We start from the raw sequence: 15,253 nt of genomic DNA on the forward strand, positions 1-15,253 counted from the left end.
ATGGCGTCCCGGATTTACCGCACCTGGGCAAGCTGCTCCTCTGGAGAGCCGGCCGCCTGGGCCGGATCGGGAAATCGGAGGGCCGCTGATCGATCAGTCGGTGCAGGAGGGTTCGAACCTCCCCAGTTCCGATCAGAAGTTCCGGGCTTTGGAATTCATCTAGGACAAAATTGTTAAGATTTGATTAAGCCCCAGCCGGTTTTCTTGGGACCCTCCGGTAGATCCTGGATCCCATGTGATCCCGGGCCCGCCCGAAAAGCTTTTCGATCCAGACGCTGCCGGGCGGAGCATCCACAGGTGCCGGCACAATCACCGGGCAGCCGAAATGGATGGCTTGCTTTTGCAGCCGCTTTTAGGTAAGGCATCCCCCTTCAGGTCCCACCCCGAAATACGTTCAAGACCCCCGGCGAAAGGATTTGCGGACCAAAATGCGGCTTTTACCCCGGTGCTGCCGGACAGCATTCCTCTGCCTGATCGTGCTCTCACCATCGCCGACTTTGGCGGCCTCGCGTGAGCGTCCCTGGGCGCTGCTCGCTTACGGCGCCATCTACACGGAGGACCGCTTGGATGATATCTTGACCCTGCGCCCTTCCGTGGAGGATTCCTACCTGGTGGCGTTGGCCCTGAACCGGGAGTTCGCCCGCACCCACAGGTTTCTGGGCTGGGAGGGGGAGGGACAGGTGGTCAAGCACTTCGGCGACCAGGACCACTTCGAGTTCAACGCCCTGGTGGTCGCCCGCTGGCACCATTTTCCATGGAATCGGCGGCTGGACACCACCCTGGCTGTGGGGGAGGGGCTCTCCTGGGCCACCGAAACCCCCGAACTCGAGAAGGAAAACCATTCCCATGCGACCCAAATGCTCAACTACCTGATGTTCGAGCTGACCCTCGCGCCGCCGGGGAGCCGCTGGTACTGGAGCGGCCGCATCCATCACCGTTCGGGAGTCTTCGGTCTTTTCGACGGCGTGCACGGCGCCTCGGACTTTATCGGGATGGGTCTCGGCTACCGCTTCTGAACGCCGGCGCACATCAACGGGCCGCCCCCACGCGCCGTCCGGCTTGGGGGGGAAAGGCTCAGGCGATCCATTTGCGCTGGATGTTCCAGAGGCTGGCGGCGAAGAGCGCGATGCAGAAGCCGCCCAGCAGGGCCAGATCCAGGGCCAAGGGCATGGCGTGGCCCCCGTGGACGGCCCCGTGGAGCGCGTCGGCGCCGTAAGTCAGGGGCAGCGCGTAGGCCAGGGGCTTTAAAAAAACGGGCAGCCTCTCGATCGGAAAAAAGAGCCCGCAGAGGAACATCATCGGAAAGCGGAAAAAATTGGAGAAGGTCTGGGCCTCGAACACCTCGCTGACCGCCACCGCGATGAAAAGACCGAGAAAGGTCGAGGCCACCGCGATCAGCAAGACCGCCGGCACGAACGCGCCCCAGGCCACCCGGGACATATCCATGAGAAAGGCCGCCATGGCCACCGGCACGAAGGCGTTGGCCACCCCGAAGACGATCGCCCCGCTGGTCTTGGCCAGCATCAGCAACCCGAAGGGGATGGGGGCCAGCAGCAGGCGCTCGAAGGAGCGGTTCTTCTTTTCGAAGGTCACCGTCACCGCCAGCATGGAGGTGGTGCCAAAGAGGATCGAAACCGCCACAACACCCGGCAGAAGAGTCGCGAGGCTTTCGGCGCCGCTGCCGGAGCGGATGAAGAACATCCCCGTCCAGGCCAGGGGGAAAATCAGGCCCCAGCTGATGTTGGGCGGTTTCAGGTAATAGGTCCGCATGTCCTTGAGCAGGATGTTCCAGAACGCGATCCAAAACTTCATCCCCCGCCCCCCTTTTTCTCTTTTTCCCGCCGCATGGCGTCCGCCGCGACACCGCTAATCCGAACGAAGACGTCCTCCAGCGAGGGCCGCATCCGGCGGGCCTCGCTGACCTCGATCCCCCGTTCTTCGAGAAAGCGCACCAGCCCCCCGACGCGCACCGGAGCGTCGGCCTCCACCCGCACCAGGCCTTCACCCGGGACGCTGAACGCCAGCCCCGGAAAGGCTTCGGCGAGCGCGCCGGGAAGGTCCTCCGGGGTCGGGGCGCAGGCGAGCCGCATCACGTGCTTTTCCTGCACCGGCTGCAACAGGTCATCGACCGTGGCCATGCGCACGATGCGGCCGTCCACGATGATGGCGATCCGCTGGCAGAGCCGTTCAGCCTCCTCGATGTAGTGGGTGGTGAGAAAGATGGTGGTGCCGGAGCGGTGCAGGTCGGCGATCAGCTGGCGCAGCTGCCGGGCGCTGGCCACGTCGATGCCCGTGGTGGGCTCGTCCAGGAACAGGATCCGGGGCCGGTGGATGATGCCGGCGGCGATGGTCAGCTTGCGCTTCATGCCCTTGGAATAGCCGCCGAACCTACGGTCGGCGGCCGGGACGAGACCAAAATCGGTCAGCAGCTCCCGGGCGCGGGCCTGGCGCGCGGCCTTGCCCATCCCGTAGAGCGCAGCACAGAAGCAGAGATTGTCGAAGCCGCTGAGCTCCGGGTAGAGATTGCTCTCGTCGGGCACCACGCCCACCAGATGCTGGGCCGCCCGGGGCCTGCCGGTGCAGTCGATTCCGCCGATCCGGACCGTGCCCGCATCCGGGCGCGCAAGGCCGGTCAGCATGTTGATGGTGGTGGTCTTGCCGGCGCCGTTGGGGCCCAGGAAACCGAACAGCTCCCCCTGGGCGATGCTGAAGGAGATCCCGTCAACCGCCTGGACCTTGCCAAAGCGCTTGGCCAGGTCTTGAATGAATACGGCTTCGTTCATGATGGATCCTTGGATCCCTCTTGACCGGAAATCAGACGGACAGCCGCTTCCAGCGGAGCAGATGGGCGATGAGCATCCCGGCGATAAAGCCGGCGGCCAGGTTGGATGCCAGGGTGATACCGAGGATCATCATCGCGACGAAATAATCCTTGCGATCTTCCAGGTCCATGACCGTCAGGGCCAGTTGCAGGCCGGCAAAAATCAGCAGGACCCCCAGGATAGACATCGGCAGGAGGTTGAAAAAACCCACGATATCGCCTCCCAGGAGAACGGCCAGCACCACGAAAATCAGGCCAATGATCAGGTTGGAGCCCGCTGTGCGGGCGCCGAAGCGGTAATGGGCCGCCAGCCCGCCGGCCCCGTGGCAAAGGGGCATGCCGCCGACGGCAAAGCTGAAAAAATTGGCCAGCGCCATGCTCACGCAGACCCTGCGGTTGGTGACCCTGGCGGAGCCGTCGGCGAAATAGACTTTGGAAAGATCCGTGTAGGCGAGCACCGCGTTGCCCAGGGTCATCGGCAGTTGGGGCAGCACCAGCACCAGCAGGGCAAACGAGAAATCGGCTGCTGCCGGCAGCCCGAAGGGCAGGATCTGCGGCAGATGGAAGGCAAGACCATCGCGCCCGAGTCCGACCCCGGCGTTGAGCGCCAGCCCGATCACAAAACCGCCCGCCACGACCATCAGGCCCGCCGGAAAGCGCTTGTTGTCCAGGAGCAGCAGCGTGATCAGGCCGCCGGCGACGCCGATGAGCAGCCCCACCGGCAGCGGCCCGACGTTCTGCAGGCTGAGATGGGGCTCGGCCGCCTGGTGCAGGATTTGGAAAGCCGAGGTGCCGATCACGAATTTGACCCCGCTGGCGGTCAGCAGCGCCCCGGTGGAAAGCTGCACGCCGCGGACGACCGCTTGTGGGGTCCAGCGGCGGATGACGTCGATGGCGCCGGTCACCCCCACGACCAAAAGAAAACCACCCATCAGCAGGGACGCTGCCAGAATCTGGTTGGGGCTGACGGCGGTGGCGATGGCATAGGCGCCGATGACCTTCATCGGCTGGACCGGGACGGTGATCCCGAAATAGACCCCGGAGAGAATGTAGAAGACACCGATGCTCAAGAACAGGCCCAGCGGGTTGAGACCGTTGAAGAGCACCATGGCGATGGCGATGGGCAGCAGTGTCCCGAGATCCCCCAGGGACCCGGCCAGCTCCATCCGATTGAAGGCAAAGCGTGGGGACATCGGTCCTCCCTGTCAACCCATGAAAGATTGTTGCACCAGCTTGGCGCACAGGGCGAAGAGAATGATGCTGAAAATGACCCGGATGCTCCTGCCCTTGAGACGCGTGCTCATGATCCTGGCCCCGGCCTGGCCCCCGGCAAAGGAGGCCACGGCGGCCGGCAGGATGAACGCCCAATTGATCTTCTCCATGGCGGTGTAACCCAGAAAACCGGTCAGGGAGGAAAAGCAGACGATGAAGGTCGAGGAGGCCGCCGCGATTTTGGTGGGTGTTTTCAGCACGTAAATCAGCAGCGGCACCACAAAGATCCCGCCGCCGATGCCCAGCAGGCCGCCCATGAGGCCGATGCAGGCGCCGATGGCGATGCCGCCACCAGCCTTGCGGGCCGGGGACATGCCGCCGCTTTTTCCTGCGGCCGGGGCCGGGAGCAGCATGCGCGCCCCCGCCAGGGCCAGTACCACGGCCATGATGATCAGAAAGGGCTTCACATCGATGCGCAGATTGAAATAGGCCCCGATCGGGGCGGCCAGGCTGGAGGCGATGATCAGTGGGATGGACAGTGAAAAATCCACCATTTTCTTGCGGGAATAGGCGAAGGCGGCGGAACCGGCGGCAACCAGGTTGAGAAACAGCGAGGCCGAGGCAGCTTCGGTTTTCGCCATTCCAAGAATGACGAAAAGCGGCGAGAAGATCAGCCCACCGCCCAGCCCGACCATGGTCAGCACCAGGGAAATCAGGAAAACAGCGCCCATCAGCAATGCGGACATGCCACAGACCCCGCGGGTTGTTCAGGGGAAGGTCATTCGCTGCAGGGGCCGCGATCCCTCGGGGTGCAAGGATGCACTTTCGCGTCGCCATGACATGCCGCGATCTGCTCGGAGCTGCGCTTTTCCGGTTTGCCCTTCAGGCGGGCTGGCTGTTGAAAGCAATTTTGACACATATCGGGCTGTTCCTCATTGAATGGGTTGGCTGGCGCTGTAGATATTCGCCGGCATGGGGCGGTGGAGAGGGAGGCCTCCGCCGCCAGGCGGTTCAATTCCGCGGCAAGGCGGATGAGTGCCGGGCGGTCAACCGTGTAGTGGGTCCAATAGCCGCGTTTCTCCCCCGAGACCAGCCCCGCCTTGCGCAACACCCGCAGGTGCTGCGAGACGGCCGGCTTCGAAACCCCCAGGTGGCGGGCCAGGGCGCCGACACACAGATCGCTGTGGAGAAGTTTGGTCACGATTTGTAGCCGTTTTTCGTCCGCCAGGGCCTTCAGAATCTTGATCGGTGGCATGGCTCAAACCAAATAAGTTTTTTCTTAAAAAGATTAAACGAGGCCCGCCCGGATTGTCAAGCGCGATGCGGGCCTCGGTCGACCGGGGGAGCGGTGCGGGCAGCGTTTGTGGTGCTGACCCGTTGTCCAAGAAATGGGCGTCAGCCCGTTATTTGGGGCGCCCGGGGCAGCACGGTGTCTTGCCGCAGACAGGGATAGCAGTTGTATTTACGGCCCGTTTGATCTATGTTTTTTATTATCAATAACGGCGGACAAGCCATCCGGGCACTTTTTCGCCAGCTTCTGCGTGCGGCAGAGGGCGGGCGGTATTTTTTTCCTGAGCGACCTGCGGCATCGGTGTTCAATACCCACAGGGTCAGAATATCGCTCTGAAAGCCGACGGCAGCCGCATTGACAGCACCTCATGCTGTGACCCCCGCCTCGAATTCCCATGCCGCTGCTTCTCCAAATACGGAGCGGGTCTTGATTTGCAGCACGGTCCGCCGCATCTTCGCAGCCCCCACGTTGTTGGCGCCACCACACCCCCCACCTGAAAGGAGCGCTTGCCCATGGACAGAATCACCTTGGAGAAATTGAAGCACACCTTTCTGACGCCCCAGTCCGACTGGTGCGTGTCCCTGTTCATGCCGACGCACCGGGTCGGACGGGAGACCGAACAGGACACGATTCGTTTCCGCAACCTGCTGCGCGCGGCCGAGGAACAGCTCCAGGACAAGGGCCTGCGCCCTGCCAAAGTCCAGGAAATGCTTAAAAAACCTCAGCGGCTGCTGCTGGACAAGGGCTTCTGGCAGCGGCAGAGCGACGGCCTGGCAGCCTTCTTTTCCGCCGAGGCTTTTCGCTGCTTTCGCCTGCCGCTGGCCTTCGACGAACTGGTTGTCATCTCCAAGCGTTTTCTGGTCAAACCGCTGCTGCCGATCCTGACCAGCGACGGCTTGTTTTACATTCTGGCGCTCAGCCAAAACCAGGTGCGGCTGCTGGAGGGCACACGCCACACGGTGGACGAGGTCGCCCTGGAAGGGGTGCTGCAAAGTCTCGCCGAGGCCTTTCCAGAGGCGCCGGCGGACAAACAACTGCAATTCCACACCGGCACCCCGTCGGGAACCGGAAAGCGTGCGGCGGTTTTCTACGGCCACGAGATCAGTGCCGTCACCAAGGACCGGCTGCTGCGCTGGTTTCGGACCATCGACAAGAACCTGCAGCAGCTGCTCGCGGACCGCCAGGCGCCGCTGGTGTTGGCGGGGGTCGACTATCTTTTCCCAATCTACCGCGAGGCCAACACCTATCCGCATGTGATGGACGGGGGAATCCCGGGAAACCCCGAGGGGTTGCGGCCCGAGGAACTACACGGCCCGGCCTGGGGGATCGTCGAGCCGCTCTTCAGGGGCTCGCGGGAGGCCGCGGCCGCCCGCTTCCAGCAGTTGGCCGGTACCGGGCAGACCACCACCGATCTCAGGGAGGCCCTCCTGGCGGCCCACGGCGGGCGGGTGGAGGTGCTTTTCATTCCCTTCGGGGTTCAGGTCTGGGGCCATTACAGCCCGCAAAACGGCCAGCTGGACCTGCACGATTCGCCCGAAGCCGGCGGCGAGAACCTTCTCGACCTGGCCGCCATCCAGGCCCTGACCAAAGGCGGAACGGTATACGCCGTGGCGCCCCAGGAAGTTCCCGAGCAGGGGCAGCTGGCGGCGATTTTCCGTTATTAGGGCCGGGCCGGCTGGGCAGGGCAATGCCGGCGCCCCGGCCCCACGCGATTCGCCAGGTCCCAAAGCAGGGGTTTTTGCGTGAATCAAAAGCGGCATGGCAATCGGCTGTCTTCGGAAACCAAAGGAACTACCGCTGCCCGTGACGGTGGCGCTTTCTATCGCCACCGATTTTCCCAGTGGCCCAGCGCCCTGACGCTGGCATGTGCCATTTTGATGGTGATGGAAATCTTCAAATGGGTTAAAAGGCGGCAGGATGTTGCGGTTTAACTGGAACTTCTCAACAGGAGGGTCTTCCCGTGGAAAAAATGAAAGTGCAAGATCTCATGGTTCCGGCAGACAAGTTCCCCAAGATATCCGACCAGGCCACCTTCTACGAAGCGCTTGCGGCTTTAGAAACCGCCCAGGAGAAGTTTCTCTCCGGGGAGAGCCCGCAAAGAATCCTGCTGGTGGAGAACCAGGACGGCAAGATCGTCGGGAAAATCTCGCCCATCGATCTCTTCGTCGGTCTGGAGACCAACTACAGCCGGGTGAACGCCGAGGAAACCGTCAACCGCTTCGGGCTGAGCTACGTTTGGAAGTCCATGCAAAAGGATTACAACCTGTGGGAAAACCCCTTCAAGGACCTCTGCCGCAAGGCCAGCGACGTTCAAATCAAGAACTTTCTCAAAACCCCCACCGAAGGCCAGTCGGTCCGCACCCAGGACACCCTGGCCAAATGCTTTCACCTCTTCGTGATGAACCGCCATGACTCGCTTTTCGTCTTTGAGGGCGACGAAATTGTCGGGTTGCTCCGATTTACCGATGTCTACAACAAGGTCTCGCAGACCATGAAGGCATGCGGCCTATAGCACCCGGCCGCCCATCACACTGGCAAGGCTCACGCCCATGAATCTCACCTTTGATCAGGCAGTGGTGTTCGCCATTCTGGCGGCCACCCTGGTGTTGTTTGTCTGGGGCCGCTGGCGCTACGATCTGGTCGCCCTGGCCGCCTTGCTGCTGGTTTTCATCGCCGGCCTGGTGCCGGCCGAGCAGGTTTTCCTTGGGTTCGGACACCCGGCAGTGGTCACCGTGGCCGCCGTCCTGGTGCTCAGCCGCGGCCTGCTCAACGCCGGCGTGGTGGACAGCCTCTCACGCAGCCTGGCGCGGGTGGGCTCCCGCCCGATGTTGCAGGTGGCCACCCTGACGGGCATCGTGGTGCTCTGCTCCGGTTTCATGAACAACGTCGGGGCGCTGGCGCTCATGATGCCCGTAGCGGTATGGATGTCCCGCCAAAGCGGGCGCTCGCCGTCGCTATTGCTCATGCCGCTGGCCTTCGGCTCGCTGATCGGCGGCCTGATCACCCTGATCGGCACCCCGCCCAACATCATCATCGCCATCTACCGGGCCGAAACCGGCGCGCCGGCCTTCGGGATGTTCGACTTCACCCCCGTAGGCCTGGGGGTGGCCGCGGCCGGACTGGTTTTCATCGCGCTGGTGGGCTGGCGGTTGACCCCCCGGCGGGAAGCGCAGAGCGCACCGGATGAACTCTTCGAGATCGAGGATTACATCAGCGAGGTGGTCGTGCCGGAGGGAGCCAAGACCGTCGGCAGGACCATCTTCCACCTCACCTCGGCGATGGAGAAGGAGACCGAGGCGACCGTGGTCGGGCTGATCCGCGGCGAGCGCCACATCGCGGCGCCGGCGTGGTACGAGGTGATTCAGGCCGGCGACATCCTGATGGTGGAGGCCACCCCCGACGATCTGAAGGCCCTGATCGACGGCATGGGGCTGGCGCTGGCCGAGTGCAAGGGCGACTGCAAGGAGATCCTGGGGTCGGACGAGATCCGCCTGATGGAGGCCGTCATCACGGCGGACTCCCCGCTGCCCGGCACCACCGCGGCGAGCCTCCACCTGCGCCGCAATTTCGGGGTCAACCTTTTGGCCATCGCCCGCCGCGGGCGCAGACTGGAGCGCCGCCTGGGCGAGACCCAATTCATCATCGGCGACATCCTCCTCCTGCAGGGCAGCGAGGAAGCCCTGCAGACCACCCTCAAAACCTTCAAGTGTCTCCCGCTGGCCGAGCGCGGCCTGCGGATCGGCCAGCCGCGCCAGGTCTTCCTGGCGCTGGGGATCTTCGGCGGGGCTATGGCGCTCTCGGCCCTGAACCTCCTGCCGGTCCAGGTGGCTTTCATCGCCGCGGCGGTGATCATGGTGGTGACCGGCCTCGTTCCCATGGGGGATATCTACGAGAGCATCGACTGGCCGATCATCGTTCTTTTAGGGGCCATGTTCCCCCTGGGCCACGCCCTTGAAAGCACCGGCGGGGCCGAGCTGATCGCCGCGCAACTTCTGGTGCTCTCGGGCCATTTTCCGCCCATGGCCATCTTGGCGGTCCTCCTGGTGGGCACCATGCTGCTTTCCAACGTCGTCAACAACGCCGCCGCCGCAGTGCTCATGGCCCCCATCGCCATCACCCTGGCCAACGGGATGGCGGTCTCGGTGGACCCCCTGCTGATGGCCGTGGCCGTGGGCTCCTCCTGCGCCTTCCTGACCCCCGTGGGCCACCAGTCCAACGCCCTGGTAATGGCCCCCGGCGGCTACCGCTTCGGCGATTACTGGCGCCTGGGCCTCCCCCTCTCAATCCTGATCACGGTCGTCGCTGTGCCCCTGATCCTCTATTTTTGGCCCATGACCCCGGCCCGGCCTCTGCCGTGAGCGGCCCTGGTGCCGGGCAATAGGAAGAGGCCCGCGCCAACGCCGCAGGCCCCGCGAAAAGACGGCCCCGGTTGTTCGGAAACTATAAAGCTTTCCCTCTGTCTTGGAAACTCGCAAGGCGTGGCGATACGCTCGTCTATGCATCCCGGCTGAGACAGCAAGCAAGCTCGACAGGTTAATGACTGAAACGCACGGCGATGAATACCAACCAATGGAAAGTTGCTAATCTTTCATAATAAGAATTCCCCCAAACAAAGTCATACACTTGAGGGTCAATTCAACGGCCATTCCCGCAAATGATCACGAGGGTTCGGCAAGGGTAAGCAAATGCAAGAACAGGCCAAATCGATATCGGATCTTATAAAAAAATTTCCCCGTGCAAATCTCCTCCAAGCGCCGGCTATAATCCATTATTTACCCCGCCTTTCGTCTCAACTGGGACATAAACTCTATGTTTTAAGAGAAGATTTGACTGGATTTGCCCTCGGCGGCAACAAAACCAGAAAGGTTGACTATCTCTATGGAGACGCGCTCGGGCAAAAAGCGACCGTTGTGGTTACCATGAAGGCCACCAGTTTCAGCAGAAACGCTGCAGCGGCAGCAGCAGCGTGCGGAATCGATTTCCATGTGGTTTTACCCGGTACCGACTTGGACCAGAATCCGTTAAGCCAGGCTCTTTTTATGCAATGGGGTGCCAAAATTCACTATGAGCCCCAGGGTGAAAATGCGTTGGCCGATTGTCAGGAAGATGTGATAAGGCCCCTAAAGTCGCAAAAAAAGGTTGTGTACGTGATGCATCCGGGGGGAAGCAACCCCATTGGAGCCCTCGGATATGTCGAAGCCTTCCAGCAAATCCTCGACTTCTCGTATCGTTCAGGTATTCATTTTTCACATATCATCCACTCCACAAGTTCAGCGGGCACACAGGCAGGTCTTGTTGTGGGGCAGTGCATCAGCCGATACGAAACCGAAATCATAGGTATCAGCGCCTCCTTAACTTCGTCCGATCAATCTGAGAGGGTTCGTGAGCTTGCCTGGTCGACCGCGAATCTGATCGGAACACCCATCGATCAGAAAAAGGTTATTGTCGATGACAGCTTTGTTGGTCCGGGTTACGCCCAAGCTTCAAAAGAAGGCGAGCAAGCGGCGAAGCTGTTTGCCCGGATGGAAGGCATATTGCTTGATCCTGTGTACACGGGAAAGGCTGCCGCAGCATTGCTGGACTATTCAAAAAGCGGAAGGCTTTCGAATTGCAATGTGTTGTTCATTCACACAGGTGGAAACGCCGGCGTCTATTACTGAGGCATCAAAAGAAGGGCCGAACCACTTCCTTCGGTGGACCGGGTTTTCTTGCCGCTGAGCATTCGTTTTATGAACAGGAGACTGGAACAAACAAAGCAAGAGCAGTCGAGACACTGAATCTCCCGATACGACAAAAAATGATTGACCGGTAAACTGTCATCGAATTCCGGCAAATTGAAAGGCGGGTGCCATGACCAGTCAAAAACCCCCCAGACCCGAGACCATCAGCATCCCCATCAACCTCAACTACCTCTACGACCCGGCGCTCAACAAGGGCACCGCCTTCACCCGCGAGGAGCGCGAAGCCCTGGGACTGTGGGGCCTTCTGCCGCCGGGGATCAACACCATGTCCGAGCAGGTGATGCGGGTGATGGGCAACTACCGCCGCAAAACCTCGGACCTGGAAAAATACATCTTCCTTGCCGCCCTCCAGGACCGCAACCAGACCCTCTTTTACCGGGTCCTCGCCGATTACCTCGAGGAGATGATGCCCATCATCTACACCCCCACGGTGGGTCTGGCCTGCCAGGAATACGTCCACATCTTCCGCCGCCCCAAGGGGATCTTCGTTTCGGTGCGCAACCGGGGCAAATTTTCCCGCATCCTCAAGAATTGGCCCAACAAGAACGTGCGAGTCATCGTCATCACAGACGGGGAGCGCATTCTCGGCCTGGGCGACCTGGGGGTCGCCGGCATGGGAATTCCGGTGGGCAAGCTTTCGCTCTACACGGCCTGCGCCGGGATCCACCCCGCCTGGTGTCTACCGGTAACCATCGACGTGGGCACCAACAACGTCAAGCTGCTCAACGACCCGCTATATTTCGGCATGCGCCACCCCCGGATCCAGGGCGCGGAGTACGACAGTCTGATCGAGGAGTTCATCATGGCGGTGGAGGAGGTTTTCCCCGGGACCCTGATCCAGTTCGAGGACTTCGGCAACCACAACGCCTTCCGCCTGCTCAACCACTACCGCGACCGGGTCTGCACCTTCAACGACGACATCCAGGGCACGGCCAGCGTGGCCTTGGCCGGGATGCTGGCGGCGATGCGGATGCTGGATCAGAAGCTCGTGGACCAGAAGATCCTCTTTCTGGGGGCCGGCGAAGCCGGCACCGGTATCGGCGATCTGATCGTCTCGGCCATGACCAGCATGGGGCTGAGCCGGGAGGAAGCCTGCCTGCGCTGCTGGTTCGCGGACTCCAAGGGGTTGGTGGTGAAGAGCCGCCAGCGCCTGGCCGAGCACAAGCTGCCCTACGCCCACGACTTCGAACAGCAGGCCGATTTCATCGAGGCCGTCAAGGCCCTGCGGCCCACGGCCATCATCGGGGCCTCGGGCCAGCCCCGGACCTTCACCCGGGAGGTCCTGGAGGAGATCGCCCGGATCAATGAGCGGCCCATCGTCTTCGCCCTCTCCAACCCCACGGCCCACGCCGAGTGCACCGCCATGGAAGCCTACGCCTGGACCGGCGGGCGCGCCGTTTTCGCAAGCGGCAGCCCCTTCGACCCGGTGACCATCGAGGGGGTCACCTACGAGCCGGGCCAGGGCAACAACGCCTACATCTTTCCCGGGCTGGGGCTGGGGGTGGTGACGGCGCACTCCCGGCATGTCAGCGACGAGATGTTCCTGGCCGCATCCCGGGTCCTGGCCGAGGAGGTCTCCGGGGACGATTTCGAGCGCGGCAGCATCTACCCGCCCCTGCGCCACATCCGCAAGGTCTCGCTGAAAATCGCCTTGGCGGTGGCCGAGGTGGCCTTCGAGCAGGGCCTGGCGGGCATCGAGCGGCCCGAGAACCTGGAGGGGTTCATCCAGTCCCAGGTCTATGAGCCCAATTATCGAAGCTATGTGTGAGGGGAAGCGGCGGCTGCGACAGTCGCCGCCGCAGGCTCCCGCAAACGTCACCTGGGGTTGTTTGCGAACAGGTGGTGGAAGACGTCGGCGATGTAGACGATCCCGATCGGTTTATTGTTTTGGATCACCGGCAAGCGGCGGTACTTGTTTTTGACCATCCGGTCCAGGATCGTCATCAAGTGCTCGTCGGGGGAGGCCCCGATGACTTCCGGGCTCATGATCTGCTTGACCTTCTTGTTTTTGAGAGCCTCGATGAAAGGCTGGATCTGACCTTCCCACGAGATATAGTCACCGCTGTAACCATAGTTCAAAAAGTCGGGACGCAGGTGGTAGAGGAGGTCGAACATGGTGACGACCCCGGCCAGTTCGCTGAATTCGTCGACGACCACCAGGCTGACCGTCTTGTGGCCCGTTTCCCTGAGCTTTCCGTTCAAGATCATCTCGATGGCCAAGCGGGCGGATTCTTCCGCATGAATCTTGTCAAACTCCGTGACCATAACGTCCCGCGCACGCATCGTCATGTCAATGCTCCTTTTCGCTGCCCCGGGCGGCGGTGCTCGCAACTCGCCCGTGGATGAAATATTGCCCCGAACGGTTCTGAAAAACTCCCCGGGGCCGCCTCTGCGGCCCCCGTTCGGTGTGTCTGAAATTGCCCCTCAGCAGCGGCCCAGTAGTGACCGTCCCGGCCAAATCCCGAACCGGACCCGGGAGGTCGACGGGTGGGTTGCGGACGACGGCCGGCAGCCGGAATGGTGGGCGAATCGCTGCGCCTCCAAGATAAACCGCCGCGGCCCGGAATTCAAGATCGAAGCCCATCGGCCCACGGCGCAGGGGCGGTGGTAAGTGGCGCGCGCGCGCCCACCGGCAAAAAGCCGCCGTCCAGCGTGGAACTGATCCGGGATAGCCGGCAAGGTCTTGTATTGACATGACTAATTGACACGCAAGGGCCTTCCTGGTATACCCCGCTAAACTCCCAAAGCCCCCTCCCTTATTGACGCGCCGGTTTTCAGCCGCCGCCAAGCCCAGGGGGCGCCTTGGGCTGAACGCCGACAGCGCCTTTTGATCCCAACTGGAGGCTTGGTTCCCATGAAACGGCAAAACGACTATCTGCGGTTGATGCTCGACGTCACCAAAACCATCACCGCCTCGCTGGATCCCACCGACAAATTCGAACTGATCGTATCCCGCATCCCCCAGGTCACCGGGGTGGACGCCGCGACTATCCGGCTGTTGGACCCCGAGGGCCGCAAACTAATCCTGAAAGCCGCCTCGGGGCTGAGCGAGGCCTATCTCAACCGCGGCCCCATCGATGCCGAGGAAAGCGTGCTCTCCGCCCTGGCCGGGACGCCCATCGCGGTCTATGACGCCGCCAACGACCCCCGCATCCGGTACCCCGAAGCCGCCCGCCAGGAGGGCATCAAGAGCATCCTGGTGGCGCCGATTCCCATTCGGGGCAAGATCAACGGCATTCTGCGCCTGCTCACGCGAACCCCCCGGGAATTCGACCCGCTGGAGATCGAATTTGTCGCCGCTCTGGCCGAGCAGTGCGGCATCGCCATCGAACTGGCCCGCATTCACAACGCCCAGCAGCGCCAGCTCAGCTACTTCAAGGTTCTGTCCGAACTGGGCAGAGCCATCAACGAAACCCGGGAGTTGGATAAAATTCTCGACCTAATCGTCACCAAGCTGCCGGAGGCGATGGGTGTTAAGGCCTGCACCATCCGCCTGATCGCATCGGACAAGGGGCGACTGGAGCTGAAAGCCGCCCACGGGTTGAGCCGCAGCTACCTTGAACGGGGCCCCCTGGACGATGAGTTGGCGACCTATTTCATCCTGGACGGGGAGCCGGTGGTGATTCCGGACGCCACCACCGACATCCACACCCTCTATCACAAGGAGGCGGCCCGCGAAGGGGTGGGCAGCATCCTGGCGGTGCCCATCCTGATCCAGGGCGAAACCATCGGTATGCTGCGGCTGCTGAGTGCAGAACAGCGCCATTTCTCCACCCACGATATTAACTTTGCCATGGCCGTGGCCGAGCAAAGCGGGGTGGCGATCCAAAACGCCATCGACTACCAAAAACTGAAGGACCTGCTGCAGGCCTGCGATTCATCGAAATCCGTTTAGGGTCGCGGCAATAAATAATTCCACAATATGGCGCCGGATTTTGGTTCGTCGCCAAGGCACATTCGCCGGTGCATATCGGGATATGTGCCGGCGGGTGGAACGCCGGTGACGGGCCAAAAGACAATCAAGATGTGGAATTATTTCTTGCCGAGGCCCTAGCCGCCGGCCGGGGCCGGTCTCCGGCCCCGGACCCCCTTCCCCGCCCCGACCCCAACACGCCCGACAGGCCTGGTGCGGCTCAGGATTTCGGGCCGCCCGGGCCGCTGCGGTCCGCGCCGCCTGCACCGATCCCC

At 62.1% G+C, this 15,253-nt stretch carries 13 protein-coding genes; 7 read left to right on the forward strand and 6 right to left on the reverse strand.

The window, feature by feature from the left end; all coding sequences use genetic code 11:
* Positions 1-428 precede the first annotated feature (428 nt).
* The gene (locus tag LJE63_04230; GenBank protein ID MCG6905811.1) at positions 429-1,016 is read left to right on the forward strand and encodes a hypothetical protein; all 588 of its coding nucleotides are present in this window, start codon (positions 429-431) and stop codon (positions 1,014-1,016) included.
* Positions 1,017-1,074: 58 nt separating this feature from the next.
* On the opposite strand, the gene LJE63_04235 is transcribed toward LJE63_04230, so the two are convergent.
* From LJE63_04235 to LJE63_04255, 5 genes are read right to left on the reverse strand one after another with little or no spacing between them, the layout of a single operon-like run.
* Complete coding sequence (locus LJE63_04235) at positions 1,075-1,812, reverse strand: ABC transporter permease (protein ID MCG6905812.1); 738 nt, start codon at positions 1,810-1,812, stop codon at positions 1,075-1,077.
* A complete protein-coding gene (locus LJE63_04240) occupies positions 1,809-2,783 on the reverse strand; it encodes an ABC transporter ATP-binding protein (GenBank protein MCG6905813.1) in 975 nt (324 codons plus the stop codon). The genes LJE63_04235 and LJE63_04240 overlap by 4 nt, the downstream gene beginning before the upstream one ends.
* Before the next feature lie 31 nt (positions 2,784-2,814).
* The gene (locus LJE63_04245; protein ID MCG6905814.1) at positions 2,815-4,014 is read right to left on the reverse strand and encodes a sulfate permease; all 1,200 of its coding nucleotides are present in this window, start codon (positions 4,012-4,014) and stop codon (positions 2,815-2,817) included.
* Between the two features lie 12 nt (positions 4,015-4,026).
* Entirely contained in the window at positions 4,027-4,779 is a 753-nt protein-coding gene (locus LJE63_04250) for a sulfite exporter TauE/SafE family protein (GenBank protein MCG6905815.1), read from the reverse strand.
* A gap of 32 nt (positions 4,780-4,811) precedes the next feature.
* Positions 4,812-5,288, reverse strand: a complete 477-nt coding sequence (locus tag LJE63_04255; protein ID MCG6905816.1) for a metalloregulator ArsR/SmtB family transcription factor — start codon at positions 5,286-5,288, stop codon at positions 4,812-4,814.
* A gap of 548 nt (positions 5,289-5,836) precedes the next feature.
* On the opposite strand from LJE63_04255, the gene LJE63_04260 reads away from it, so the two are divergent.
* The 5 genes from LJE63_04260 (at position 5,837) to LJE63_04280 (ending at position 12,833) form a co-directional block, all read left to right on the forward strand.
* Positions 5,837-6,988, forward strand: coding sequence for a hypothetical protein (locus tag LJE63_04260; protein MCG6905817.1), 1,152 nt, complete (start codon positions 5,837-5,839; stop codon positions 6,986-6,988).
* A gap of 305 nt (positions 6,989-7,293) precedes the next feature.
* Positions 7,294-7,836 (forward strand): hypothetical protein, encoded by a 543-nt coding sequence (locus LJE63_04265; protein ID MCG6905818.1) that lies wholly within the window; start codon positions 7,294-7,296, stop codon positions 7,834-7,836.
* A 37-nt stretch (positions 7,837-7,873) separates the two neighbouring features.
* Positions 7,874-9,682 carry an SLC13 family permease gene (locus LJE63_04270; GenBank protein MCG6905819.1) on the forward strand — a complete coding sequence of 603 codons (1,809 nt, stop codon included), beginning with the start codon at positions 7,874-7,876 and terminating at the stop codon, positions 9,680-9,682.
* Positions 9,683-10,009: 327 nt separating this feature from the next.
* Complete coding sequence (locus LJE63_04275) at positions 10,010-10,984, forward strand: pyridoxal-phosphate dependent enzyme (GenBank protein MCG6905820.1); 975 nt, start codon at positions 10,010-10,012, stop codon at positions 10,982-10,984.
* A gap of 190 nt (positions 10,985-11,174) precedes the next feature.
* Positions 11,175-12,833, forward strand: coding sequence for an NAD-dependent malic enzyme (locus tag LJE63_04280; protein MCG6905821.1), 1,659 nt, complete (start codon positions 11,175-11,177; stop codon positions 12,831-12,833).
* Positions 12,834-12,880: 47 nt separating this feature from the next.
* Here LJE63_04280 and LJE63_04285 read toward each other — a convergent pair whose 3' ends face one another.
* The gene (locus LJE63_04285) at positions 12,881-13,354 is read right to left on the reverse strand and encodes a CBS domain-containing protein (protein ID MCG6905822.1); all 474 of its coding nucleotides are present in this window, start codon (positions 13,352-13,354) and stop codon (positions 12,881-12,883) included.
* A gap of 565 nt (positions 13,355-13,919) precedes the next feature.
* Between LJE63_04285 and LJE63_04290 the strand changes: the two genes are divergently transcribed.
* The gene (locus LJE63_04290; protein MCG6905823.1) at positions 13,920-14,960 is read left to right on the forward strand and encodes a GAF domain-containing protein; all 1,041 of its coding nucleotides are present in this window, start codon (positions 13,920-13,922) and stop codon (positions 14,958-14,960) included.
* The last annotated feature ends 293 nt before the right edge of the window (positions 14,961-15,253 follow it).

This window comes from Desulfobacteraceae bacterium, from assembly GCA_022340425.1.
Classification (GTDB): Bacteria; Desulfobacterota; Desulfobacteria; order Desulfobacterales; family JAABRJ01; genus JAABRJ01.

Coding starts and splice junctions, on each gene's coding strand:
- LJE63_04285 (MCG6905822.1), bottom strand. CDS start 13,354: ATGACGATGCGTGCGCGGGACGTTATGGTCACGGAGTTTGACAAGATT.
- LJE63_04245 (MCG6905814.1), bottom strand. CDS start 4,014: ATGTCCCCACGCTTTGCCTTCAATCGGATGGAGCTGGCCGGGTCCCTG.
- LJE63_04290 (MCG6905823.1), top strand. CDS start 13,920: ATGAAACGGCAAAACGACTATCTGCGGTTGATGCTCGACGTCACCAAA.
- LJE63_04275 (MCG6905820.1), top strand. CDS start 10,010: ATGCAAGAACAGGCCAAATCGATATCGGATCTTATAAAAAAATTTCCC.
- LJE63_04265 (MCG6905818.1), top strand. CDS start 7,294: ATGAAAGTGCAAGATCTCATGGTTCCGGCAGACAAGTTCCCCAAGATA.
- LJE63_04280 (MCG6905821.1), top strand. CDS start 11,175: ATGACCAGTCAAAAACCCCCCAGACCCGAGACCATCAGCATCCCCATC.
- LJE63_04230 (MCG6905811.1), top strand. CDS start 429: ATGCGGCTTTTACCCCGGTGCTGCCGGACAGCATTCCTCTGCCTGATC.
- LJE63_04240 (MCG6905813.1), bottom strand. CDS start 2,783: ATGAACGAAGCCGTATTCATTCAAGACCTGGCCAAGCGCTTTGGCAAG.
- LJE63_04255 (MCG6905816.1), bottom strand. CDS start 5,288: ATGCCACCGATCAAGATTCTGAAGGCCCTGGCGGACGAAAAACGGCTA.
- LJE63_04260 (MCG6905817.1), top strand. CDS start 5,837: ATGGACAGAATCACCTTGGAGAAATTGAAGCACACCTTTCTGACGCCC.
- LJE63_04250 (MCG6905815.1), bottom strand. CDS start 4,779: ATGTCCGCATTGCTGATGGGCGCTGTTTTCCTGATTTCCCTGGTGCTG.
- LJE63_04270 (MCG6905819.1), top strand. CDS start 7,874: ATGAATCTCACCTTTGATCAGGCAGTGGTGTTCGCCATTCTGGCGGCC.
- LJE63_04235 (MCG6905812.1), bottom strand. CDS start 1,812: ATGAAGTTTTGGATCGCGTTCTGGAACATCCTGCTCAAGGACATGCGG.